The sequence below is a fragment of the Mesorhizobium sp. USDA 4132 genome (genome assembly GCF_056279545.1).
In genome coordinates, this window is sequence record NZ_JBWCCP010000001.1 from 3,999,548 (window position 1) to 4,023,711 (window position 24,164).

18 protein-coding genes, 3 tRNA genes, 3 rRNA genes and 3 pseudogenes are annotated in these 24,164 nt (G+C 58.9%); 13 read left to right on the forward strand and 14 right to left on the reverse strand.

The genetic code is table 11. From position 1 onward, the window contains the following. Positions 1 to 201: 201 nt before the first annotated feature. The 4 genes and pseudogenes from ACZ9IU_RS20015 to ACZ9IU_RS20030 form a co-directional block, all read right to left on the reverse strand. Positions 202 to 831, reverse strand: coding sequence for a hypothetical protein (locus ACZ9IU_RS20015; protein ID WP_173426760.1), 630 nt, complete (start codon positions 829 to 831; stop codon positions 202 to 204). 72 nt (positions 832 to 903) lie between these two features. Continuing rightward, complete coding sequence (locus ACZ9IU_RS20020) at positions 904 to 1,494, reverse strand: TetR/AcrR family transcriptional regulator (protein WP_038546274.1); 591 nt, start codon at positions 1,492 to 1,494, stop codon at positions 904 to 906. Between the two features lie 59 nt (positions 1,495 to 1,553). Beyond that, positions 1,554 to 1,853: pseudogene (locus ACZ9IU_RS20025) on the reverse strand (Rossmann-fold NAD(P)-binding domain-containing protein); the annotation flags it as partial. A 132-nt stretch (positions 1,854 to 1,985) separates the two neighbouring features. Beyond that, positions 1,986 to 2,267 (reverse strand): annotated as a pseudogene (locus ACZ9IU_RS20030) (winged helix-turn-helix transcriptional regulator); the annotation flags it as partial. 67 nt (positions 2,268 to 2,334) lie between these two features. On the opposite strand from ACZ9IU_RS20030, the pseudogene ACZ9IU_RS20035 reads away from it, so the two are divergent. Continuing rightward, a pseudogene (locus ACZ9IU_RS20035) lies at positions 2,335 to 2,814 on the forward strand (SDR family NAD(P)-dependent oxidoreductase); the annotation flags it as partial. A 174-nt stretch (positions 2,815 to 2,988) separates the two neighbouring features. On the opposite strand, the gene ACZ9IU_RS20040 reads toward ACZ9IU_RS20035, so the two are convergent. Beyond that, positions 2,989 to 3,981, reverse strand: coding sequence for a LysR family transcriptional regulator (locus ACZ9IU_RS20040; RefSeq protein ID WP_162182341.1), 993 nt, complete (start codon positions 3,979 to 3,981; stop codon positions 2,989 to 2,991). A gap of 172 nt (positions 3,982 to 4,153) precedes the next feature. Between ACZ9IU_RS20040 and ACZ9IU_RS20045 the strand changes: the two genes are divergently transcribed. Genes ACZ9IU_RS20045 through ACZ9IU_RS20060 form a run of 4 tightly spaced genes read left to right on the forward strand, consistent with a single transcriptional unit; the run spans position 4,154 to position 7,629 of the window. After that, positions 4,154 to 6,334: a xanthine dehydrogenase family protein molybdopterin-binding subunit gene (locus ACZ9IU_RS20045; protein ID WP_157885185.1), complete on the forward strand. Its 2,181-nt coding sequence runs from the start codon at positions 4,154 to 4,156 to the stop codon at positions 6,332 to 6,334. Between the two features lie 13 nt (positions 6,335 to 6,347). Then, positions 6,348 to 6,797, forward strand: coding sequence for a (2Fe-2S)-binding protein (locus ACZ9IU_RS20050; protein WP_038546276.1), 450 nt, complete (start codon positions 6,348 to 6,350; stop codon positions 6,795 to 6,797). Beyond that, complete coding sequence (locus ACZ9IU_RS20055; RefSeq protein ID WP_051899852.1) at positions 6,797 to 7,393, forward strand: hypothetical protein; 597 nt, start codon at positions 6,797 to 6,799, stop codon at positions 7,391 to 7,393. The genes ACZ9IU_RS20050 and ACZ9IU_RS20055 overlap by 1 nt, the downstream gene beginning before the upstream one ends. After that, positions 7,381 to 7,629, forward strand: coding sequence for a hypothetical protein (locus tag ACZ9IU_RS20060; protein ID WP_038546279.1), 249 nt, complete (start codon positions 7,381 to 7,383; stop codon positions 7,627 to 7,629). Before ACZ9IU_RS20055 ends, ACZ9IU_RS20060 begins: the two co-directional genes overlap by 13 nt. Before the next feature lie 57 nt (positions 7,630 to 7,686). Here ACZ9IU_RS20060 and ACZ9IU_RS20065 read toward each other — a convergent pair. The 6 genes from ACZ9IU_RS20065 to ACZ9IU_RS20090 form a co-directional block, all read right to left on the reverse strand. Beyond that, positions 7,687 to 7,763, reverse strand: a tRNA-Met gene (locus ACZ9IU_RS20065). 295 nt (positions 7,764 to 8,058) lie between these two features. Beyond that, a 5S ribosomal RNA gene (gene rrf, locus ACZ9IU_RS20070) occupies positions 8,059 to 8,173 on the reverse strand. A gap of 235 nt (positions 8,174 to 8,408) precedes the next feature. After that, a 23S ribosomal RNA gene (locus ACZ9IU_RS20075) occupies positions 8,409 to 11,311 on the reverse strand. 518 nt (positions 11,312 to 11,829) lie between these two features. Then, a tRNA-Ala gene (locus ACZ9IU_RS20080) sits at positions 11,830 to 11,905 on the reverse strand. Positions 11,906 to 11,982: 77 nt separating this feature from the next. Next, positions 11,983 to 12,059: transfer RNA gene (locus ACZ9IU_RS20085), tRNA-Ile, on the reverse strand. A gap of 322 nt (positions 12,060 to 12,381) precedes the next feature. Next, positions 12,382 to 13,862 (reverse strand): 16S ribosomal RNA (locus ACZ9IU_RS20090). The 16S, 23S and 5S rRNA genes sit together here with 3 tRNA genes alongside, the layout of an rRNA operon. Positions 13,863 to 14,616: 754 nt before the next feature. On the opposite strand from ACZ9IU_RS20090, the gene ACZ9IU_RS20095 reads away from it, so the two are divergent. Beyond that, on the forward strand, positions 14,617 to 16,557 hold the full coding sequence (locus tag ACZ9IU_RS20095; protein ID WP_038546282.1) for a M23 family metallopeptidase: 1,941 nt from the start codon (positions 14,617 to 14,619) through the stop codon (positions 16,555 to 16,557). Between the two features lie 121 nt (positions 16,558 to 16,678). Here the strand turns inward: ACZ9IU_RS20095 and ACZ9IU_RS20100 are convergent, their stop codons facing one another. Both ACZ9IU_RS20100 and ACZ9IU_RS20105 read right to left on the reverse strand, forming a co-directional pair. Further along, positions 16,679 to 17,236, reverse strand: a complete 558-nt coding sequence (locus ACZ9IU_RS20100; protein WP_007767848.1) for an HNH endonuclease — start codon at positions 17,234 to 17,236, stop codon at positions 16,679 to 16,681. A gap of 101 nt (positions 17,237 to 17,337) precedes the next feature. Continuing rightward, entirely contained in the window at positions 17,338 to 18,009 is a 672-nt protein-coding gene (locus ACZ9IU_RS20105; RefSeq protein ID WP_157885186.1) for a DNA-3-methyladenine glycosylase family protein, read from the reverse strand. Between the two features lie 18 nt (positions 18,010 to 18,027). On the opposite strand from ACZ9IU_RS20105, the gene gluQRS reads away from it, so the two are divergent. After that, the gene (gene gluQRS, locus ACZ9IU_RS20110; RefSeq protein WP_038546288.1) at positions 18,028 to 18,924 is read left to right on the forward strand and encodes a tRNA glutamyl-Q(34) synthetase GluQRS; all 897 of its coding nucleotides are present in this window, start codon (positions 18,028 to 18,030) and stop codon (positions 18,922 to 18,924) included. On the opposite strand, the gene ACZ9IU_RS20115 is transcribed toward gluQRS, so the two are convergent. Next, the gene (locus ACZ9IU_RS20115) at positions 18,853 to 19,833 is read right to left on the reverse strand and encodes a YhjD/YihY/BrkB family envelope integrity protein (RefSeq protein WP_051899853.1); all 981 of its coding nucleotides are present in this window, start codon (positions 19,831 to 19,833) and stop codon (positions 18,853 to 18,855) included. The two genes, gluQRS and ACZ9IU_RS20115, sit on opposite strands and share 72 nt — an antisense overlap. A gap of 70 nt (positions 19,834 to 19,903) precedes the next feature. Between ACZ9IU_RS20115 and ACZ9IU_RS20120 the strand changes: the two genes are divergently transcribed. From ACZ9IU_RS20120 to ACZ9IU_RS20145, 6 genes are all read left to right on the forward strand, one after another. Further along, positions 19,904 to 20,737, forward strand: a complete 834-nt coding sequence (locus tag ACZ9IU_RS20120) for an SDR family oxidoreductase (RefSeq protein ID WP_038546291.1) — start codon at positions 19,904 to 19,906, stop codon at positions 20,735 to 20,737. A gap of 17 nt (positions 20,738 to 20,754) precedes the next feature. Then, a complete protein-coding gene (locus tag ACZ9IU_RS20125; protein WP_038546293.1) occupies positions 20,755 to 20,958 on the forward strand; it encodes a twin transmembrane helix small protein in 204 nt (67 codons plus the stop codon). Between the two features lie 15 nt (positions 20,959 to 20,973). After that, positions 20,974 to 21,546, forward strand: a complete 573-nt coding sequence (locus ACZ9IU_RS20130) for a cob(I)yrinic acid a,c-diamide adenosyltransferase (protein WP_038546296.1) — start codon at positions 20,974 to 20,976, stop codon at positions 21,544 to 21,546. A 24-nt stretch (positions 21,547 to 21,570) separates the two neighbouring features. Further along, on the forward strand, positions 21,571 to 22,317 hold the full coding sequence (locus ACZ9IU_RS20135; protein WP_038546299.1) for a rhomboid family intramembrane serine protease: 747 nt from the start codon (positions 21,571 to 21,573) through the stop codon (positions 22,315 to 22,317). Positions 22,318 to 22,456: 139 nt separating this feature from the next. Further along, entirely contained in the window at positions 22,457 to 23,203 is a 747-nt protein-coding gene (locus tag ACZ9IU_RS20140; protein WP_038546301.1) for an electron transfer flavoprotein subunit beta/FixA family protein, read from the forward strand. 19 nt (positions 23,204 to 23,222) lie between these two features. Further along, the gene (locus tag ACZ9IU_RS20145; RefSeq protein WP_038546303.1) at positions 23,223 to 24,152 is read left to right on the forward strand and encodes an electron transfer flavoprotein subunit alpha/FixB family protein; all 930 of its coding nucleotides are present in this window, start codon (positions 23,223 to 23,225) and stop codon (positions 24,150 to 24,152) included. Positions 24,153 to 24,164: the final 12 nt, after the last annotated feature.

Genomic DNA, 24,164 nt, shown 5'->3' on the forward strand with positions numbered 1-24,164 from the left:
ATGGTCAGTTGTTCGGCTGAACGAAGAACAGTGGCGGCAGATAAATACTGTCCGAGGATATCGAACGTTATCGTTGGTGGCGGTCTCGTTCATGACGACGTCCCTTCGTCGGTCGCGTCGGGTGCAGATTGAGCAGCATTTGTGTGTTGTCGCCGGCCGAACCGGTATGGCGGCCGATCCAGCCAGCGACGGCGACGTGGTTTACATTGGGGGAACCACGCCATTCTTACCGACGATCACCTGATGCGCGATCGTGCCGGTTGTACCTTTCTCGGCGGCAATGAAGACGACGGCACCGGGAACTAGATCGTCATTGGTGGCTGGAGCGATGGTCACGACAGGTGTGCCGTCCGGGATGGCAATCTTCTTTTCCTTGCCATGATAGGTCACGGTCACCGTCCGGCCATCGACGCCTTTAACGGCATCCGCGACGGTCGCGTTGGTCATACTGCTATCGGGTTTAAGATCCCAACCGTAGCTACCCTCGCCGGCGCCTTTCATGGCCGGCGGGAAGATGAGGACTTCAAGCGCACCATCACCACCGCCGTCTTTTGGCATGGATGCGATGCCGACGAAGTCGCCTGGCTTGATGTCTGTGACTTTGGCGTTCGCGACGCTCGCAACTTTCCGGTCTGCAGCAAGGGCGACGTCGACGGTCTCACCTTCACGGGTCTTCACCTTCAGAGTGGATCCGCCAAAGTTGACGATGCTGCCGCGAACATGGATCTGAGCGGCCTTCTTATCTTCCGCATGGGCGGGCGTTACGAGGATTGCCATAGACGAGAGACTTGACAGCACCAGGGCAATGGTGGGGAGGTGGTTCTTCATCATTTCACTCTTCCTACTAGTTGGTAGTTGATGATGGCGCAGTTTTACCTGAGGAAGCCAAGGCCGCCCGCAGGATTAGTGAGTGGCGACGGGCGACAGCCGGTTGAGAGCGGGAGCCAGTATGGTGGCGAATACCTCCCCGTTGCCGTAGGCGCGGGCAGAAAGCATCGCGCCGTAAACAGTTGCCAGGAATGCCTCGGCTTCCACGCCGGGCTCACTCGAAAGGTTGAGCGTCTTTTCCTCCGCGCCGCGCTCCATAACTGAGGTCAGCCATGAAGAGATGAAACGAAAGAATGCCGTGACCTCTTTCGCGACTTCTGGTGGCAGCGATGGCAGCTCGCTGGCAAGCAGAGCGCATACGCAAAAAGGCCTGCTCGAATCCTCGATGCACTTGGCCCAATGACCTGCATAAGCCCTCAGGATATCAAGCGGGTTCGAAACGTGTTGCTCAAGAGTTGCCACCCCTGCCACGCCAACTTCGCGGTATTGCTTGACCAGTTCTCGCACCAGGTCGACCTTGCTGGGGAAATGGTGGTGGATGCTGGCTTTGCGGATGCCGACAACCTCGGCAATATCAGCATAGCTGAAGCCATTATAGCCGCCGCTCATGATCAAGGTTCGCGCGGAGGCCAGGATTTCATCGGAGGTCGTAGAAAGATTGCTCATATCTCTTTCTACCTTCTAGTAGGCAGAGCGTCAATAGCTTAACGCGATCACATTGTTTGTCAGCCGTCGGTCGAGAGGGTCATGGATTTCCAAGCGTCGATTTCCTGCTGAAGGCGCTCTATCCTGGCCGACACGTGCTTGTAGGCATCACTGCTCAGGAGAAGTTGCGGCGGGGGATTATCGGATCCGACCGGGGTCAAGACAGCAACTGCCAATTTATCCGGGTCGCCGAGCTGCTTGCCGCTCACGGCCTGTCGGGCCTCGCGGATCGGATCAAAAAGGCTGTCGTAATCTGCAATGGACCGCTCTGTGCGAACCATGGAGCGCCCCGCCCAGTCTGTCCGGAAGGAGCCGGGGCAGCTAGCGTGATTTGCTTCCCGGGCACCGCAAATAACGGATTGTCCGCGAACGAGAGCCTGCGCGACGCCTATCGTCCGCGGTTTTCGATCGTCCACGTCGGAGCTTCCGCTCGCGATTCGAAAGCTACCAATGGGATGACAACCGAAATCTCTCCTGTCGATCAACCCTTCCTGCTCCAACTCTCGCAGATGTTGCGTCAGCATTTTTTGGGAAATGCCCTCTATTTCGCGAAGCAACTGGGAGCTTCGCATCGTTGAATCGGCATAAAGGCGAAACAGGATCGGCATCTTCCAACGCCCGCTAATCATGTGAAGCGTGCGTGTGACATGAGCGACCGCCCCATCCGGACCCAGGCATACGGATCGGGCATCTAATGGAACAGGCACCTTCTGGTACGTTCTTGTAGCTCCCACGCAGCCTCCTATCTGGTCCGACAAAAGATAGGTGATTGGATCATGGATTTACAGCTGAATGGCAAGGTCGACCTACGACTGCAACGTGATTGCTGCCCTGCGGGTTACCAACGCAGTGCTACCGGGCATGCGACTGGCAAAATGGGGCCGGGTCATCAATATATCGAGCCTCGCGGGCCTGATGCCTCCTCCTGTCAATCCAGATTATTCCGCCGCCAAGGCCGCAATGCTTGCGATGACCGCATCGATGGCGAAGGCCGTCGCCGGCGAAGGGGTGACAGTGAACGCTATCTCTCCGGGCACGATCCACAGCGCGAAGCTTGACATGAAGTTTCGCGAGGTCGCGGTCAAGCACGGTGTCGCCGCCGACGCACCTTGGCGGGACGTCGAGAAGGTCGTGTTGCCACTGTTTGCGCAGGTGCCAGTGAACCGGGTGGGAACGTTGCAAGAGATCGCGGATGCCATCGCTTTCCTTGTCAGTCCACGAGCAGCCTACATCACAGGATCAAATATTCGACTGGATGGCGGGATGCTCCCTACGATCTAGGCTCAAGACTCGTTAAATCAAAGCCGGATCGTGCGGGATGACAACCTTTCCGCTTGCCCGAGATGGAATGCAGGCCGTAATCCTGCGTGCGGCCAAGACGTCTCGAAACCAGGATCCGCTCTAGCAGAAACAACTGGCGCGTAACGCGTCGATTGTGCATCCCCGGTGAGCCTGTCATTGATCGGGCATATCACTGTCAGCGCCATTCGCTTCGCCTTGCCTGATTGTGCTGCCGGCCTGCGGCGAGCCAGCGCACTCGATTATCTTTGCCGACAACCAATCCAGGCCAATGTCTGATGCCGATCTTACATGCCGCACGAGGCTGAACGTGAAGGGGTTGATGGCGAGCGGTGGTTCAAGCACCGCAAGCCCGAATTGATTGGCGTATTTGGCAGCGAGTCTGGCCGGAACCGTTGACGAGAGGTCGCTACTCGCGACAACGCCCATGGCGGTCATGAACATTGGAACGCTCGCGACGACCCGCCGCCGGAGCCGGCGCTTTTTCAAAGCCTGATCGACCATGCCATGAAAGCCGCCTCTGAATGAGACAAGCACGTGATCGAGTGCCAGGTAGTGGTCGAGCGATATCGGGCCCTGCGCAACGGGATGGTCTTTCCTGACCACGACGACAAAGTCTTCCTCGAAGACCGGCACGGCCTGGAACTCATCCGGCAGATCCCAGACGCGCCCGATCGCCATCTCCATTTCGTTCGTGCGCAGGGCGTTCAGGCTTTCGGCTCCGACAGCGAATTGAAACGCGACCCGGCATCCAGGTGCTTCGGCGCGCAGCATCCCTATCAGCGGAGGGGCAATCACGGCGCCGACGAGGTCGTTGCTCGCAAGCCTGAAGGTGCGCGATGATGATTCAGGTTCGAAATGCGTGGGAACGTCAAGGGCCTCGTGGGCAAGCCGAAGAATGATCTCAATCTGCGGAAGAAGCTGTGAGGCGCGAGGCGTCGGCTCCAGCCCGTTCGGGCGCCTGATGAACAGGGGATCGTCGAACAGCTCGCGCAGCCGCGCGAGCGCATGGCTGACGGCGGACTGACTGACACCCAGCGTTGCCGCGACGAGCGTGGTTTTCTGCATCCGTACGAGATCGCGGAAGATTGCCAGCATGGTGAAGTCCAGCCGGCGCAGCTTCAGCTGATCGGCATTGGTTTTGCGCATCAACTGCATCTCCTCCTCGCAACGCGATCACCTGTTTCGGCGATGTGATATCACATTCGTTCATATCGCATATCTAGCGATTTCAGTTGATCGAATAATGGCAAATCCTATGATCGATGGCTAGAGGCCGGTACTGGCATGGGCCTGCGGAGCTTGGAGCGAATTGCTGACCATGATGCGTACCCCACTTGCGACAAAGCCCGTATCACTGGATCGAAGGCAGTTCCTGGGCATGGCCGGCGCGCTGGTCTTGTCGGCGAACTTGACCGTGAAAGCGCGGGCCGCATCCCTGGGCAAATTCGTGAATGCCTGGTTGCGCATCGATCCTGACGATCAAGTGACGATACTGCTGTCCCAATCGGAAATGGGACAGGGCATCCAAACCACCCTTCCCCTGGCGCTCGTGGACGAGCTCGGCGCAGACTGGTCGCGGGTCAGGCTGGAATGGTCCGATTTCGATCCCGCTTACCGGCATCCGCAATATCAGTGGATGTTCACCGGCAACAGCGAATCGATCTCGACCTTCTTCCCGATCATGCGGACCATCGGCGCGGCCGCACGCGAGATGCTCGTCGAGGCGGCCGCGGCGCGCCTGAGTGTTGCGGCTGCCAGCCTTCGCGTCGACAAGGGCCGCATCCATCATGATCCGACAGGCCGGATGGTGACCTTTGGCTCGGTTGCCGCGGACGCGGCGAGGCTCGATGTCCCGAAAAAACCCCAGATCAAGCCGGCAAGCAGCTCGGACCTCATCGGCAAGCCGCAGCCCCGCGTCGACATACCCTCGAAGGTCGATGGATCGGCGATCTTCGGCATCGATGTGAAAGTGCCTGGCATGGCGGTGGCCGCTATCCGCCGGGCCCGTTCGCAAGGGGGATCGCTCGCGACATTCGATGCAACGGCGATCAAGGCCGAACGTGGCGTGCTTGCCGTCGTCGAAATTCTGTCCGGCCTCGCCGTCGTTGCCAATGACTACTGGACAGCGAAGCAGGCTCTCGACCGGGCCGAGCTTACATTCGCGCCTGGTCCGCTCGCCGGATATTCAACCGAGGGCCAGAAGGCCGAATATATCGCGCTGCTGAAATCCGCCTCGTTCGACGCCAAGGTCAAAGCAGGCGATGCCACCGCCGCTCTGGCGGCCGCGAACGACGTGCTGGAGGCAACTTTCGAGATCCCCGCTCAGGCGCATGCGACAATGGAGCCGATGAACTGCACGGCCCATGTGACGCGGGACCGGTGCGAGTTGTGGATTCCGACGCAGGGCGTCGAGATCACCCATGCCGTCGCTAAGCAGGTGACGGGCCTCACGGACGACCAGATCATAATCCACCGGACGTTGCTCGGCGGCGGCTTTGGCCGGCGGCTGCTCGCGGATTTCGCCAAGATCGCCATCATGGTCGCAAAGGCCGCTGGCCGTCCTGTCAAGGTCATCTGGAGCCGGGAAGAAGATTTTCGCTACGACGCCTACCGCCCGCCAATGGTTCATGATGTGAAGGCGTCTCTCGGCAGTGACGGCCTACCGGTGGCGATGACCCATCGTGTCGTCTCGCCGTCCCACATGCTCTATATATTCCCGCGCGGCGTTATCAAGGCAGAGGGCGACTGGGCGCGCCCGATCATGCCGCCGGCGGCCTATGACGGCATGGCGGTCGAAGGTCTGACGGAAACGCCTTACGCCATTCAAAACTACGCGGTCGAGCAGCATCGCGTCGGCACGCCGCTTGCCGTTTCCGTCTGGCGCACAACCGGCCACGGGCCGAACAACTTTGTCCTGGAAAGTGTCGTCGACGAATTGGCGTATCGCGCCAAGGACGACCCGCTTTCATATCGGCTGAAGCTTGCCGCTTCCGATCCTCGCGCGGTTGGCGTGCTGAAGGCCGTTGGGGCGCTGTGCGGCTGGTCGAACGCATTGCCGGCCGGGCGGTTCCGCGGCCTGGCGCTCGCCAAGGCATTCGGCGGCTATATCGCGCAAGTCGTCGAAATCTCCGTCATGAACAAGGACGTTAGGTGTCACCACGTCTGGAGCGCCGTCGACATTGGCCGCACACTCGACTCAGGCATTGCCACATCCAACATCGAAGGAGGCGTGGTCTGGGGTCTTTCCGGTCTGCGCACGGAGGTCACTTTCGCTAACAGCGAGATCGAGCAGACGAACTTCGATCAATTCGATCCGTTGCACCTGTCGGAAACCCCTAAAATCACGACGCGGTTCGTCGACAGCGGCGGCGAGCCGACCGGTGTTGGCGAGTTAGGTCCGGTGCCGACGCACGCTGCTTTCTGCAATGCCGTGTTCGCCGCGACTGGCGAGCGCATCCGAACCCTGCCGATTTCGCGCAGCGGCTATCAGTTGGTCTGACGGGAGCCATATAATGACGCGATTTTTAGTCAATGGGAGTGCGGTCACGGTCGACGCCGATCCGGACACGCCGCTACTATGGGCGTTGCGCGACCACCTCGGGCTGACCGGCACCAAATTCGGCTGCGGCATCGCTGCGTGCGGCGCCTGTACAGTGCATGTCGACGGCCAGCCAGTACGCTCCTGTTCCTTTTCGCTCGCTGACGCGGAAGACAAACAGGTCACGACGATTGAGGGGCTATCGGACGATCGCTCGCATCCCTTGCAGCGGGCCTGGATTGCGGAACAGGTTCCGCAATGCGGCTATTGTCAATCCGGCATGATCATGGCCGCCGCCGCGCTGCTCAAAGACAGGCCGCATCCAACCGATGACGACATCGATGCGGCAATCACCAATCTGTGCCGCTGCGGCACCTATGCCCGCATCCGCGCCGCAGTGCATCGTGCAGTGCGAGGTGCGTGATGATTGGCCGTTTGCTTCAGGCACGAACACTCGCCGGTGTGACGCTCGGCGTGATGGTAGCCTTGGCCTTCGTGCCGCCTGTGCGGTCGCAAGCGAAGGGCGACGGTACGTCGGCGGCCGACGCCTTCGACACGGTTGCACGCGTCATGGCCAGCCCCCGCTGTCAGAATTGCCATACCCTGACGGGCTTTCCGCGCCAGGGCGACGACCGGCATCGACACATGTTCCATGTGATGCGTGGACCCGCAGATGATGGTGCGGCCGGCCTGCCTTGTTCCACCTGTCACGGACGATCGAACAACGCAGCCAGTGGCGTCCCCGGCGCCAACGACGAATGGCGGCTCGCGCCACTCACCATGGGTTGGGACGGCCTTTCCCAACATGAGCTTTGCGAACACCTGAAGGATCCACAACACAACGGAAACCGCAATGGCGGTCAGGTCATAGATCATCTCAGATCGGCTCTCGTCAGATGGGCCTGGTCGCCAGGCGTCGACCGGACCGGGAAGACACGAACAACCCCGCCCGTCCCCTATGAGGAATTCATGAAGGATGCCGAAAGCTGGGTGAGCAGCGGAGCCGCATGTCCGAAATAGCCGAAGCTCAGGACTTGCCGGATCGCGTCGCATCAAGCAAAGACGATACCGATCGACGCCGCCACTTCCTGCAATCTGTGGCCGCAGCGACGGTCGCGCCGGCCGGGTTTTGCGGGTACGGACTTCATCCGGCGCTCGCGGCCGGCGGCACCATCGCGGCGTCCGGCACAGGCCCTCTGGTCGATCCCGGCAAGGGCTACCTCATCCAGCAGATTGACGACCGGCTCCAGGCGTAGAAACGACTACGGCCTCCGTGGGGATGCCGCGAAGTTATTGAAGTTGTGGGAAGAATTTGGTTGCGGGGGCAGGATTTGAACCTGCGGCCTTCAGGTTATGAGCCTGACGAGCTACCGGGCTGCTCCACCCCGCGTTGTACAGGCGACGGGAACCGTCGTCCTGAGAGCTTTTTGCCTGCGGCAAAATAGCGATGCGCAAAACCGAAGGTTTTGTCGCGGTGGCGTAACCGCTTCGAGCGGTTATGTCTTCTGCCTGAGCAACTTGGCGAAGCCGAGTTGTCTCCTGTGAGGGTCGCACTGGAAGATATGGGGTGCGATTTCCTCGTATTTCAGGTTTTCAAACGACGAAAGGCCGCTTGTGGGCGGCCCTTGGTTTCGGCCAAGGGCCGTTTGTTTTCGTGGATTGAGAAGATATGTTGCGTTTGGCAGACCTGGCAGCGACCTACTCTCCCGCGTCTTGAGACGGAGTACCATTGGCGCAGGGGCGTTTCACGGCCGTGTTCGGAATGGGAACGGGTGCGGCCGCCCCGCAATGACCACCAGGTCAGCGAAGCGCAACATTGTGAGAAGCTGGTTGAGGCGAACCTCATTTTTTAGTCTTTGAACACGTCTTTGAACCTTTCCGGACCTGACGAGCGCTTGAGGCACCCATACAGGCCAGCGGCCGTCGCCAATCGTTTGGCGAGCCGTCCGCAGCGCAGCATCCGAAGGATGCGACAGCGTCAGGACAAAGGTCTTTGGCATCATCAAGCAAAGCTTGATGAGCATGAACAATGAGAACGATCAAGCCAATCGGGCGATTAGTACCGGTAAGCTTCATGCATTGCTGCACGTCCACACCCGGCCTATCAACGTGGTCGTCTTCCACGGCCCTGATAGGGAATACTCGTTTTCAGGTTGGTTTCCCGCTTAGATGCCTTCAGCGGTTATCCATTCCATATATAGCTACCCTGCTATGCCCTTGGCAGGACAACAGGTCCACCAGAGATATGTCCATCCCGGTCCTCTCGTACTAGGGACAGATCCTGTCAATATTCCTACACCCACGGCAGATAGGGACCGAACTGTCTCACGACGTTCTGAACCCAGCTCACGTACCGCTTTAATTGGCGAACAGCCAAACCCTTGGGACCTGCTCCAGCCCCAGGATGCGATGAGCCGACATCGAGGTGCCAAACAACCCCGTCGATATGGACTCTTGGGGGTCATCAGCCTGTTATCCCCGGCGTACCTTTTATCCGTTGAGCGATGGCCCTTCCACGCGGGACCACCGGATCACTATGACCGACTTTCGTCTCTGCTCGACTTGTCAGTCTCGCAGTCAGGCGGGCTTATGCCATTGCACTCGACGACCGATTTCCGACCGGTCTGAGCCCACCATCGCGCGCCTCCGTTACTCTTTCGGAGGCGACCGCCCCAGTCAAACTACCCACCATACACTGTCCCGGATCCGGATGACGGACCGCGGTTAGACATCCATGACGATAAGGGTGGTATTTCAAGGATGGCTCCACGAAGACTGGCGTCCCCGCTTCAAAGCCTACCACCTATCCTACACATGCCGACACGAATGCCAGTGTAAAGCTATAGTAAAGGTGCACGGGGTCTTTCCGTCTGACCGCAGGAACCCCGCATCTTCACGGGGAATTCAATTTCACTGAGTCTATGTTGGAGACAGCGGGGAAGTCGTTACGCCATTCGTGCAGGTCGGAACTTACCCGACAAGGAATTTCGCTACCTTAGGACCGTTATAGTTACGGCCGCCGTTTACTGGGGCTTCGATTCAAAGCTTGCACCTCTCCTCTTAACCTTCCAGCACCGGGCAGGCGTCAGACCCTATACGTCGTCTTTAGACTTCGCAGAGCCCTGTGTTTTTGATAAACAGTCGCTACCCCCTGGTCTGTGCCACCCCATTATGGTTGCCCAAAATGGGGTCACGCTTCTTCCGAAGTTACGCGTGCAATTTGCCGAGTTCCTTCAACATAGTTCTCTCAAGCGCCTTGGTATACTCTACCTGACCACCTGTGTCGGTTTCGGGTACGGTCTATACGGTGGAGCTATTTCCTGGAACCGCCCCACTGCCCAACCAATCCAATAAGGTTGAACAATTTTTGCGATCCGTCACTACCACCAGGCCCACGAATATTAACGTGGTTCCCATCACCTACGCATTTCTGCCTCGGCTTAGGGGCCGGCTAACCCTGCTCAGATTAACTTTAAGCAGGAACCCTTGGTCTTTCGGCGAGAGGGTCTCTCACCCTCTTTATCGTTACTCATGTCAACATTCGCACTTCCGATATCTCCAGAGGCCCTCACGGGTCCTCCTTCACAGACTTACGGAACGCTCCGCTACCACATACACTTGCGTGTACATCCTCAGCTTCGGTGCATGGCTTTAGCCCCGTTACATTTTCGGCGCAAAGACCCTTAATTAGACCAGTGAGCTGTTACGCTTTCTTTAAATGATGGCTGCTTCTAAGCCAACATCCTGGTTGTTTTGGGATCCTCACATCCTTTCCCACTTAGCCATGACTTGGGGACCTTAGCTGGAGGTCAGGGTTGTTTCCCTTTTCACGACGGACGTTAGCACCCGCCGTGTGTCTGCCGATTAGTACTCCCGGGTATTCGGAGTTTGGTTAGGATCAGTAAGACGGTGAGTCCCCATAGCCCATCCAGTGCTCTACCCCCCGGGGTATTCGATCGACGCACTACCTAAATAGTTTTCGCGGAGAACCAGCTATTTCCGAGTTTGATTGGCCTTTCACCCCTAGCCACAAGTCATCCCAATCTATTGCAACAGATGCGGGTTCGGTCCTCCAGTTGGTGTTACCCAACCTTCAACCTGCTCATGGCTAGATCACTCGGTTTCGGGTCTAATGCAACTAACTGAACGCCCTGTTCAGACTCGCTTTCGCTGCGCCTACACCTACCGGCTTAAGCTTGCTAGTTACACTAAGTCGTTGACCCATTATACAAAAGGTACGCCGTCAGGGTTGCCCCCTCCGACTGTTTGTAGGCATCCGGTTTCAGGTTCTATTTCACTCCCCTTGTCGGGGTGCTTTTCACCTTTCCCTCACGGTACTTGTTCGCTATCGGTCATGCACGAGTACTTAGGCTTGGAGAGTGGTCTCCCCATGTTCAGACAGGATTTCACGTGTCCCGCCCTACTCTAGGACAATCAGTGTTCTACGCCTACGGGGCTATCACCCGCTACGGCCGCCTTTTCCAAAGCGTTCGGCTTTATTCCTGATTGCCACTGGCCTGGTCCGTGTTCGCTCGCCACTACTTACGGAGTCTCGGTTGATGTCCTTTCCTTCGGGTACTTAGATGTTTCAGTTCCCCGAGTTCGCTTCTTACCCCTATTTTATTCGAAGGTAAGATACCTTTTAACAATGCTTGGAAACCATTTTTGGTTTTAACGCCGGACGACCGGCGACGCGCTCCGCGCTGTATTGGGAAGTTCCCATACAGGCCAGAGGCCGTCGGCGATCGTTCGCCGCAACGTCGAACCAAAGGTTCGACAACCAAAATGATTTCCCAAGCATCTAAGGTGGGTTGCCCCATTCGGAGATCCATGGATCAAAGCTCATTCGCAGCTCCCCACGGCTTATCGCAGCGTATCACGTCCTTCTTCGCCTGTGCATGCCAAGGCATCCACCAAATGCCCTTACGACACTTAATCGTTCTCATTGCCAATGCTCATCAATATAGCCACCCATCGGGCTTTCAGACCCAATGCGTGGCGGACCGGTTACCTTTTACAACCAGCCCTTCTCATGATGCCATCGACGTGTTCGACAAGCTTGCTTGATTGGGGTCACGCCGAGCGACCCGCTTCACAAACTTGTCTTTAAGACCAGCTTCTCGAGATGTGATCCAGGACCGCGCGGTCAGGCAACGGCCATCAGTAAGTCATCAGAGCCATTCTTCAGGACAAGTCCCTCAAAATGACAACAACGACCGACCAGAGTGACAAGCTTCCTTCCTATTCCGATCCCTCTTTCGTATCCGGCCGGCTAGGCCATCAACGACATCATTGGAACCGGCTTCGGACATGGGCCTAAACCCATACCTGGAAGCCTCCAGATCAATCTTCTCTTCACGATTTTTGCAGAACAGGCAGCACTTCATCGAAGTGATGCAAACTTGTATTTTCTTCAAAGGATATGTTTTGCCGCTCGTCTCGACACCAAAGTGAATTGGTGGAGCTGAGCGGGATCGAACCGCTGACCCCCTGCTTGCAAAGCAGGTGCTCTCCCAGCTGAGCTACAGCCCCAACCATCACAAACACCTGACGTACAAACGCCAGGATCAGGTAAACCAACAAGCAAACCAACAGTGGCGAACCAAGAATGGTGGGCCCGGGTAGACTCGAACTACCGACCCCACGCTTATCAAGCGTGTGCTCTAACCAACTGAGCTACGGGCCCATCTCGCCGAGCGAAGCGCCTAAAAGCAGGCACCCGTACAGGCCAGAGGCCGTCGCCGGTCGTCCGGCGCCCTCGCGGAGGGCCGCACCGAAGGTGCGAACAGCCCGTGAGCGCGCTCAATGGTTCATATCCTTTTGAAGAAAGAGAAACGTAGTCGGCGGGTTCGCCATACCATCCGATGCTTAAAGCATTCCGTGGCGTATTGCGTTTCGATGGTCACCTGACTGGTGCCATCTATTGTTCTAAAAAGCACGGGAAGGTTCATACCGGGGCATGTCCGAAGACACGAGCCGGTCGTCTTACCGTTCCACAGCTTCCTTAGAAAGGAGGTGATCCAGCCGCAGGTTCCCCTACGGCTACCTTGTTACGACTTCACCCCAGTCGCTGACCCTACCGTGGTTAGCTGCCTCCTTGCGGTTAGCGCACTACCTTCGGGTAAAACCAACTCCCATGGTGTGACGGGCGGTGTGTACAAGGCCCGGGAACGTATTCACCGCGGCGTGCTGATCCGCGATTACTAGCGATTCCAACTTCATGCACTCGAGTTGCAGAGTGCAATCCGAACTGAGATGGCTTTTGGAGATTAGCTCGGGATCGCTCCTTCGCTGCCCACTGTCACCACCATTGTAGCACGTGTGTAGCCCAGCCCGTAAGGGCCATGAGGACTTGACGTCATCCCCACCTTCCTCTCGGCTTATCACCGGCAGTCCCCTTAGAGTGCCCAACTGAATGCTGGCAACTAAGGGCGAGGGTTGCGCTCGTTGCGGGACTTAACCCAACATCTCACGACACGAGCTGACGACAGCCATGCAGCACCTGTGTCCCGGTCCCCGAAGGGAACACTACATCTCTGTAGCTGTCCGGGCATGTCAAGGGCTGGTAAGGTTCTGCGCGTTGCTTCGAATTAAACCACATGCTCCACCGCTTGTGCGGGCCCCCGTCAATTCCTTTGAGTTTTAATCTTGCGACCGTACTCCCCAGGCGGAATGTTTAATGCGTTAGCTGCGCCACCGACAAGTAAACTTGCCGACGGCTAACATTCATCGTTTACGGCGTGGACTACCAGGGTATCTAATCCTGTTTGCTCCCCACGCTTTCGCACCTCAGCGTCAGTAATGGACCAGTAAGCCGCCTTCGCCACTGGTGTTCCTGCGAATATCTACGAATTTCACCTCTACACTCGCAATTCCACTTACCTCTTCCATACTCAAGATACCCAGTATCAAAGGCAGTTCCAGAGTTGAGCTCTGGGATTTCACCCCTGACTTAAATATCCGCCTACGTGCGCTTTACGCCCAGTAATTCCGAACAACGCTAGCCCCCTTCGTATTACCGCGGCTGCTGGCACGAAGTTAGCCGGGGCTTCTTCTCCGGATACCGTCATTATCTTCTCCGGTGAAAGAGCTTTACAATCCTAAGACCTTCATCACTCACGCGGCATGGCTGGATCAGGCTTGCGCCCATTGTCCAATATTCCCCACTGCTGCCTCCCGTAGGAGTTTGGGCCGTGTCTCAGTCCCAATGTGGCTGATCATCCTCTCAGACCAGCTATGGATCGTCGCCTTGGTAGGCCTTTACCCCACCAACTAGCTAATCCAACGCGGGCTCATCCATCCCCGATAAATCTTTCCCCCAAAGGGCGTATACGGTATTAGCTCCAGTTTCCCGGAGTTGTTCCGTAGGGATGGGTAGATTCCCACGCGTTACTCACCCGTCTGCCGCTCCCCTTGCGGGGCGCTCGACTTGCATGTGTTAAGCCTGCCGCCAGCGTTCGTTCTGAGCCAGGATCAAACTCTCAAGTTGAGAATCCAATCCGACTAATCACTCTTGTTCTGAATCGACGAGAACTCACTATGATCAGGTCCGCATCACTGCGCACCTAACCAGGTGTTCTCTTGTTCAAAACGTGACCGTCATTTGTCTTCCATAGATCAAGGCCTAAACCCCGATCCGCGAAAACCGCCGACCACGTTTCTCTTTCTTCTCATCTTCAATTGTCAAATAACCGACGCTTCAAAACCCAAAAGGCCAAACCGTCAAAACTTCTCGAAACAGCAACACCCCAAGAGACCAAACCGAAACTCGGTCCCAACCAGCATGCGCCAATCAATCAGTGATTTCTGTAGAACGAAAGTCGTCGTCGCCAGCAGCGCCGCCGCCCTCGTTCAGTGAGCGGGTTATAGTGCCGACCCCAGTTTGAAGTCAACAGCCTTGATTCAGAAATCTTGGGAAAAATGCCAACCTAATGATTTAAAAGATGAATTTCGGAAAAACTCTTCGAATTTCCGTTTTCCGGCAACTTTTGACCCCCTGAAGCAGGTATAAACAGCGCCCTTTCGGCCCTCGCCCCAAAACCGCCCCGACAAATTCACAATCTCATGGTTACCACAGGGCCAGTAGGGAATCGAAAAGCGCATGTCAGGCGAATGTACGCGTTTGCACCGTCGCCGATTTGACTCTCTATGTTGAAAGGGGCACATGTTTGGCCCAAGGTCCCGCAGGCAGTATAAAAGCTGCCTACGGCAATAACGAGTATCAGGGACTGGCTTTAATTGGCATGATGACGGCCCGCAGCATGATCCGCTCGCTCGGCAACGAACCGCCGATCCTCGCCGACGGCCGTCGCGCTCCGGATCGACGTGAGATTTCGTTGCGTTGGCTGTCCGGTACCTTCCTGACCGGCATTACCTCTTCCATTCTGATGGGCGTTGCTTTGTTTGCCGCCCTCGACGGCCGGCAGCAGCTTGCCATCCCTGCCGAAGCCTCCGCCGCCATCCCGACAAACGATGCTGATGCAGCGTCACGCGGCAAGCGGCTGCTCGGCGGCAATATCGTTGCCATGCCGACCGACCGGAAGGTGATGGAAGTCTCGACGGTCGTGCACGAGGGCAATAAGGAAGTCGTCCGCCGCAAGCCGTTCGCGCATGTGAAGATGAACCTTGCCGCAAACCACGTGGCGCAGGAAGATTACCCGAACTTCGATCCGATGACGATCTTCTCCTCAAGCGAGACCCCGCCGCCGCCTGCAGCGCGCGCCGGCGTCATCTACGGGTCGAACGTCGAATCCGAGGTCAGTCTCCAGACCGTGGCCTTCCCCATCAAGGGCAGCATGTATGCCTTCGCGCCGGCGATGACGCTGGAGGAGGTCGAGGAGAACGTCCGTTCCAACGGCTCGGTGCTCACCGACGGCGGTGGCCAGCTTTCCGCTCTCTATTATGTCGACCCGCAGCGCTTCTCCTCAAAGGATGACGGCGGCGGTCTCGATATCACCGCCGGCCTTTCGGCCCGCGTCGTCGAGGAAAACATCTCGGTTTCAACACCTGAGGCGATCAACTCCCATACCCGCGAATATGCCGACGACATCATTCCGGTGCGCAAGGTCGAAACGGTCAGCCAGGCGATGGCTGAGGTCGGCTATCCGGAAGGCAAGGCGCGGGAAATTTCCGGCTACCTGCAATCCCGCCTCGGCGAAGCCAATCTTTCCGTCGGCGACGTGCTGCGCATCGGGGTTATTCAGGAAGGCGACATGGTTCTGGTCGTGCGCGCCAGCCTCTACCGGCGCGGCGATCACCGGGTAACGGTCGCCCTCGACGACCACGGCCGCTTCGTGGATGGCCAGGAGCCGCCGATGTTGGACGCGGTCGCCTCGGCCTTCAGCGAACAGCCCGCACAGGTCGTCGCCGGCCGCGAACTGCCGCGCGTCTACGACGGCATCTACCGGGCAGCCCTTTCCTACGGCATGAGCAAGGAAATGACGGGGACGCTGGTGAAATTGCTTGCCAGCAACGTCGACCTGCAGGCCCAGCTAAAGCCGACGGACAAGATCGAGGCCTTCTTCTCGGTCGCCGACGAAAAGGGTCAGGCCAACAAGGATTCCGAACTGCTTTACGTCAACGCCCGCTTTGGCGACACGACGAGCCGTTTCTACCGCTTTCAGAATTCGGACGACAATTCGGTCGATTATTTCGACGAGGACGGCAAGAGTATCCGCCAGTTCCTGCTGCGCAACCCGCTTCCGAACGGCCGCATGACCTCCGGTTTCGGCATGCGCGGCCATCCGATTCTCGGGAAAGCCCTCATGCATACCGGCACCGACTGGGCAGCCCCGCGCGGCACGCCGATCATCGCTACCGGCAACGGCGTCGTCGAAAAGGCCGGCTGGGACTCCGGCGGCTACGGCAACCAGACCCTCATCCGCCACGCCAATGGCTATGTCTCCTCCTATAATCACCAGAGCGCGATCGCGCCGGGGGTTCGCGAAGGCGCCAAGATCACCCAGGGCCAGGTCATCGGTTACGTCGGCTCCACCGGCCAGTCGACCGGCACCCACCTTCATTACGAATTGATCGTCAACGGTACCAAGGTCGATGCGATGAAAGTCCGCCTGCCCGGCGGCAATTCGCTGAATGGCAAGGCGCTCGCCCGGTTCGAAGAAGAACGCAAGCGGATCGATACGCTGCTCAACACCCAGTCGCCCGACGAAGTCGCCAGCCGGTAGCGAATTTGCCACCCGCTGAACTTCAAAACGCAGCACGCCCTCACTGATCAGGTCGATTTCTCGCGCAGGCTGCCCCGGATCGACCTTCATCCCCTCTAATACCGGCTCGATCCGCTCCGTCTTACGGCTGCAGTTCCGTATCCCAGTAAAGATAGTCCATCCAGCTTTCGTGCAGATAGTTCGGCGGGAACAGCCGACCGTTATTATGCAGATCCTGCACCGTCGGCTGGTAGGGCTTCTGGTGCGGGAACATGGCGGCCTGCTTCGGCAGCTTGCTGCCTTTCCTCAGATTGCAGGGTGAACAGGCGGCCACGACATTCTCCCAGGTGGTCTCGCCGCCATGGGCGCGCGGGATGACGTGGTCGAAGGTGAGATCATCGTGTTCTCCGCAATATTGGCACTCGAACCGGTCGCGCAGGAAGACGTTGAATCGGGTGAACGCCGGATTGCGGGTCGGCTGGACATAGGTCTTGAGGCTGACGACGCTCGGCAGCTTCATCGAGAAGCTCGGCGAGCAGACCGAGTGATCGTATTCCGCGATGATGTTCACACGGTCAAGAAAAACCGCCTTGATCGCGTCCTGCCAGGACCAAAGCGACAAGGGATAATAACTCAGCGGCCGGTAGTCAGCGTTCAGGACGAGCGCCGGCAGGGCCTGCGGGGAGACTGCAATCGTCAAATGACGCTCCTACCCGATTCGGCATCTGTATATTCTATATTAGGTCCGTTGTTACAGGATTGTGAAGCCCAATAAATGCAGTGGGATACTCGGACGCGGCTTCAGGCCAAAGGTGTGACATCCCGACGCATTTTAGCCGCGTAATAGGCCCAGAAAAGCCGCGCGGCGACGGACCTCCACGGCCCCCAGGCTTTAGCCATCACCGCCAGATTTTTGGCGGACGGCCGTGTTTCGAGCCCGAATGCGTGGGCGACCGCAGCCTGCAGCGCCACGTCGCCGGCCGGGAAGATATCCGCATGTCCGCCGCAGAACATCAGGTAGACCTCCGCCGTCCACGGACCGATTCCCGGCAGCGTGGTCATCTGCCGGATCGCCTCGTCCGTTTCCAGCGCGCAAACGGAAGCGAGATCGAAATGCCCTTCCGAAATTGCCGTGGACAAATGATGAAGCGTCGCCGCCTTTGCCCGTGAGAGGCCGAACGTGGCGATGATAGTGGGATCCAAGGCCCGATACCCTTCGGCGGTAACCGGGCCGGCCGCCGTTATCCTCCGCCAGATCGCCTCGGCACTCGCCCTCGACACCATCTGCGATACGACGATTGACGCAAGGCCGGAAAAGCCCGGCTCGTTCAGCCTGAGCGGCACCGGGCCGGAAGCCTCGACGATATCAGCAAGCCTTGGATCGAGCGTCACCAACGCCTCGAGCCCCGCCTGAATGTCGGAATGATCGCGGATGATCGCCACCGCCTGCCTCCCCACTGGTTGCCTCCCCATGGCCGTTTTTCAAAAAGCATGGCAGAAGAAATCATGCCCGCTCCGCCTCCAGATAAACCGGTCTATCGTTTCGCGCCAAGCCCGAACGGATTTCTGCATCTCGGCCATGCGCTGTCGGCGCTGCTCAACTACGACATGGCGGAAGCAATGGGCGGCTATTTCCTGCTGCGCATCGAGGATATCGATCTTGCGCGCTGCACGCCGGAGTTCGAGGCGGCGATCTATCGCGATCTCGCCTGGCTGGGGCTTCGATGGGAAGAGCCGGTGCGGCGGCAATCCGAACATTTCGACGCCTACCATGCGGCGCTCGAGCGATTGACCGAGATGGATCTCGTCTATCCGGCCTTCCTGACCCGCGGCGACGTAAAAGCCAGGGTCGCTGCCTACGAGGCGGACGGGAAGAGCTGGCCGCGCGATCCGGATGGTTCGCCACTTTATCCCGACCACGACAGATATCGCAGCGAGGCCGAGCGGCGAAGGCTGATCGCGGAGGGTGTTCGGCATGCCTTTCGCCTCGACGTGGGAAAGGCACTTGGCCTCATCAAAGCGCCGCTGAACTGGACGGAGAGCGGCGACGGAGCGCGCGGCGAGATCCCCGCCGATCCGTCGGTCTGGGGCGATGTGGTCCTGTCCCGTTCGGATGCGCCGTCGAGCTACCATCTGTCGGTGACGGTGGACGATGCGGCGCAGGGCATCACCCATGTGGTGCGCGGGCTTGATCTCTTCGAAGCGACGGCCGTGCACCGCCTGCTGCAGGAACTGCTGGAACTGCCGCAGCCGGCCTATCATCACCACCGGCTGATCATGGGGCCTGATGGCAGGAAGCTGTCGAAAAGCGAGGGCTCAACCGGGCTCGCGGCGCTTCGCGACCAGGGCCTCTCGGGCGGCGATATTCGCCGCTTCGTCGGCCTCTGAGCGGATTTTCTCCCGCTCGCGATGCGCCTTCCGGCGGCGCGAGAAGACCGAATAGATCTTGTATTTCATCAGTGCGGCATTGAACTCGGCGCCGAGCATGAAGATGACGCCTACCATATAAAGGAAGATCAGCACGATCATGATCGACGCCAGACCGGCATAGGTGGCGGTATAATTGGCGAAGGTCGACAGATAGGCGGCAAAGCCGAGCCCGAAACAGGTCCAGACGACGATCGTCAACGTCACGCCGGGGATGATGTCGATCAGCCGGCGATGGCCGGCCGGCAACCACTTGTGGGAAGCGAGCAGGCCGATCAGCAATAATAGGGCGGTGCCATAGAGCCCCCAGTTTGCCGCCGTCGTGAGGTCGCTGATCAGCCACGGAAAATAAAATCGGGTCTCGGCAAAACGCAGCGCCACGGGAACGGCAAGCAGCAGAATGCTGAGGACCGCAAAGATCACCACCAGGATGACGACATAACCGAGGCTCGCCAGGCGCGTCACATACCAGGGCCGGGTCTCCGTGACGCGATAGGCTCGGTTGAGCGAAATGCGCAGGGCTTCGACGCCATTCGAAGCGAAATAGGCAGCCGCCAGCACCGAGATCGTCAAAAGGCCGCCGCGCGGGATTTCGAGGACCCGCTGCAGCTCGGAGGCGATGGGCTGCGCGATATCCGCCGGCCAAGTATCGAAGAGCAGGTGGACAGTCGTCTGCGAGAAGTCGCCAGCCCCCAGAAAGCCCGCAAGCGCCGTGCCGAAGATCAGGAACGGAAACAGCGCCAGAAGGCCGGAAAGCGCGACATGGCTCGCCATCGCCCAGCCATCGTCATCCGAGAAATGCCAATAGGCGTCCCAAAGCACCCTGAAGGCGAGGCGATACCACCGGACGGGGCGGTTTTCTTCGGGCAATTGCAACTCCGTTGTGACGTGGTGGGAAATATGGGAGGAACTCTTTCGATTGTACAGGGAGCCTCACCGAATGGCCGAAAATAGAACGATCATCGTTACCGGCTGTTCCTCCGGCATCGGCGCCCATTGCGCGCGTGCCCTGAAGGCCGATGGCTGGCGGGTCTTTGCAACGGTGCGCAGGCAAGCCGATCTCGCAACCCTCGAGGCGGGCGGCATCGAAGCCCTTTTGATGGATTACACCAAGCCGGATACGATCGCCGCCCTGGTCGCAACAGTGATCGAGCGCACCGGCGGACGACTCGATGCGCTATTCAACAACGGCGCCTACGGTCAGGCGGGTGCGGTGGAGGATTTGGCGACCGATGTGCTGCGCGAGCAGTTCGAGACCAATTTCTTCGGTTGGCACGAGCTGACGCGGCGGGTCATCCCGGTCATGCGGGCTCAGGGTTATGGCCGGATCGTCAACTGTTCGTCGATACTGGGCCTGCTGCCCTATCGTTATCGCGGCGCCTACACAGCCTCGAAATACGCCCTCGAAGGGCTGACGCTGACCATGCGCATGGAACTCGAAGGCAGCGGCATCGGGGTAAGCCTCATCGAGCCCGGACCGATCACCTCTCGCTTCACCGCCAACGCGCTCGCCAAGATCCGCGAGCATGTCGACCTCGAAGGTTCGGTCCATGCGGAGCAGTATCGGCGGCAGCTCAGGCGCCTCGAGGGCGGGGGGCAGGCCAACCACCATAAACTTGGGCCCGAAGCCGTCTATGACGTCTTGACGCATGCCTTGACCGCACCTCGTCCGAGGCCACATTATCTGGTAACAACGCCCGCCAAACAGGGCGCTTTCCTGAAAAGAATACTCCCGGCCGTGCTCTTCTATAAATTGATGCGCCGGCTGGATTGAAAGGCAGCAATCCGACAATGTCCACTTTCACAACCGTCCTTGCCCTGATCGTCATGGGCCTCGTGGTGCTCGTCCTGATCCGCGGGCTGTTCAATATGTTGAAGGGCACCGACGCCAACAAGTCCAACAAGCTGATGCAACTGCGTATTCTCTTGCAGGCGGTTGCAATCGTCCTCATCATGCTCACTCTCTGGATTACGGGCGGCGGTCGCCCGACCTGATTCTGATGATGGCGGATGGTAAAGCTCAACAAGATCTACACGCGCACCGGCGATAACGGCACCACCGCGCTGGTCTCGGGTGCACGCCGCGACAAGCATGACCTGCGCGTCGAGGCCTATGGCACGGTCGACGAGACGAATTCGACGATCGGGCTGGCGCGCCTGCACACGTCAGACATGGCCGAACTCGATGCCATGCTCTTCCGAATCCAGAACGACCTCTTCGACCTCGGTGCCGATCTTGCCACGCCGGATACCGGCGAGAAGCTGGACTACGAACCGCTTCGGATCGTCGAAGCCCAGGCGACGCGGCTGGAAACGGAGATCGATGCGCTGAACGCCCATCTCGATCCGCTGACCTCCTTCGTGCTGCCGGGCGGATCGGCCGCCGCCGCTCATCTTCATCTTGCCCGCACCGTGTCGCGCCGTGCCGAACGGCTGATGGTCGAGCTGTCCCGAAGCGAGACCGTCGGCGTCGCGGCGCTGAAATATATCAACCGGCTTTCCGATTTTCTGTTCGTTGCGGCGCGTTTTGCCAATGACGGAGGCAAAGCCGATATACTCTGGGTTCCTGGCAAGAACCGGTAACCGCAACGGCGCAGGAGCCACAGCATGTTCATCCCGCTGCACGACGCCGTCGAACTCAAGTACATCCGCGTGCAATATGTCACGATCAGCATCATCGCTCTCAATGTGCTGATATGGCTTTTCACCAATTTTTCCGCGCCTGAAGTGGCCGAACGCGCCTCGCTTGGGCTCGGCTTCATTCCGGCGGTGATCTTCAATTACGCGACGCTCGATCCGTCGCTGGTGGTCGTGCCGGACGATCTGACCTTCGTCACCTATGCCTTTCTGCACATGGATTTCTGGCACCTCGCCTCGAACATGCTGTTCCTCTGGGTGTTCGGCGACAATGTCGAGGATGCGCTGGGGCATGCGAAGTTCCTGATCTTCTACCTCGCCTGCGCAGCGGCGGGCGCCGCTCTCCACGGTTTCGTGGCATCGAGTTCGGAAGGGCCGCTGATCGGCGCATCCGGGGCGATCTCCGGCGTGGTTGCGGCCTATTTCCTGCTGCATCCGCGCGTGCGGGTCTGGGTGCTGGTTCTCTTCCGTATCCCGCTGCCGTTGCCGGCCTTCATTCCGTTGGCGCTCTGGATCGTTCAGCAGTTCGCCATGCTGGCGCTCGATCTCGATGGCATGGTCTCCTGGGGTGCGCATGTGGGCGGTATCATTGCCGGCGCCATCCTCGTGCTGTTCATGCGCCGCAAAGGCGTGCCGCTGTTCGACCGCGACATCGTCACCCCGAAAGCCGTCGAGCGAAAACCAGGCGCTCCGCAGATCGCCGCGGTAACCGAATAGGACTATGAGAAAACGGCAATGCCTGGAGGCAAATCCGCGTTGTAATCGCGCGAAAAATGCGTATCCATGTCGCCAACTGACAAATGAGGAAGCAGCAAATGTCGCAATTTGCGGCTGGAGATAGTCAAGGAAGGACCCCATGAAGATCCTGGTGCCAGTCAAGCGCGTAGTCGATTACAACGTCAAGATTCGGGTAAAGCCGGACGGAACGGGTGTCGAGCTCGCCAATGTGAAGATGTCGATGAACCCCTTCGACGAAATCTCCGTCGAGGAGGCTCTGCGTCTGAAGGAAGCTGGCAAGTGCGAGGAAGTGGTGGTCGTGTCGATCGGCCCGGCCAAGGCCGAAGAGACCCTGCGCACGGCACTCGCCATGGGCGCCGACCGGGCGATCCTGGTCGAGACCGACGACGTGGTCGAGCCGCTTGCCGTGGCCAAGATCCTGAAAGGCATCGTAGATGCCGAACAGCCGGGCCTGATCATCGTCGGCAAACAGGCGATCGATGACGATTCGAACCAGACCGGCCAGATGCTGGCAGCCCTGCTCGGCTCCGCCCAGGCGACCTTCGCCTCGAAGATCGAGTTGGCCGACGGTTCCGCCAAGGTCACCCGCGAAGTCGATGGCGGCCTGCAGACGATCGAAGTCAAGCTTCCAGCCGTCGTTACCACCGACCTTCGCCTCAACGAACCGCGTTACGCTTCACTGCCGAACATCATGAAGGCCAAGAAGAAGCCGCTCGACAAAAAAACTCCGTCAGATTTCGGCGTCGACACCGCGCCGCGGCTCAAGGTCCTGAAGACGGAAGAACCGGGCGGCCGCAAGGCGGGCATCAAGGTGAAGACGGTCGAGGAACTGGTTGGCGCCTTGAAGACCGCCGGCGTTCTGTAAGGAAAGGGAGAACATCAACATGGCCATTCTTCTTCTGGCAGAACACGACAATGCGACCCTCAACGACCAGACAGTCAAGGCGCTGAGCGCAGCCTCCAAGATCGGCGGCGAGGTGCACGTGCTGGTCGCCGGTTCCGGCGCCAAAGCCGCTGCCGATGCCGCTGCGAAGCTTGCCGGCGTTTCCAAGGTCCTGCTCGCTGACAGCGCCGACTACGCCAACAACCTCGCAGAACCGCTTTCGGCTCTGATCGTTTCGCTGGCCGGTTCCTACGACACGATCATCGCCGCTGCGACGGCATCCGCCAAGAACGTCATGCCGCGCGTCGCAGCCCTGCTCGACGTCATGCAGGTCTCGGAGATCGTCGAGGTCGTTTCGGCCGACACGTTCAAGCGGCCGATCTATGCCGGCAACGCTATCCAGACCGTCCAGTCGACCGACGCCAAGAAGGTCATCACGGTGCGCACCGCCTCCTTTCAGGCGGCTGGCGACGGCGGTTCCGCCTCGGTCGAAAACATTTCGGCTGCAGCCAATCCAGGCGTTTCGAGCTTCGTCTCGGATGCTCTTTCGTCTTCCGAACGTCCGGAACTGACGTCTGCCAAAATCATCATCTCCGGCGGTCGTGCGCTCGGCTCGTCGGAAAAGTTCAAGGAAGTCATCCTGCCGGTCGCCGATAAGCTCGGTGCAGCCGTCGGCGCATCGCGTGCCGCGGTCGACGCGGGTTACGCCCCCAACGACTGGCAGGTCGGCCAGACCGGCAAAGTGGTCGCACCGGCGCTCTATATCGCCGTCGGCATTTCCGGTGCCATCCAGCATCTCGCCGGCATGAAGGATTCGAAGGTCATCGTCGCCATCAACAAGGACGAGGAAGCCCCGATCTTCCAGGTCGCCGACTACGGCATCGTTGGCGATCTTTTCGAAATCTTGCCCCAGCTCGAAAAGGCGCTTTGAGCCTTTGTTCAT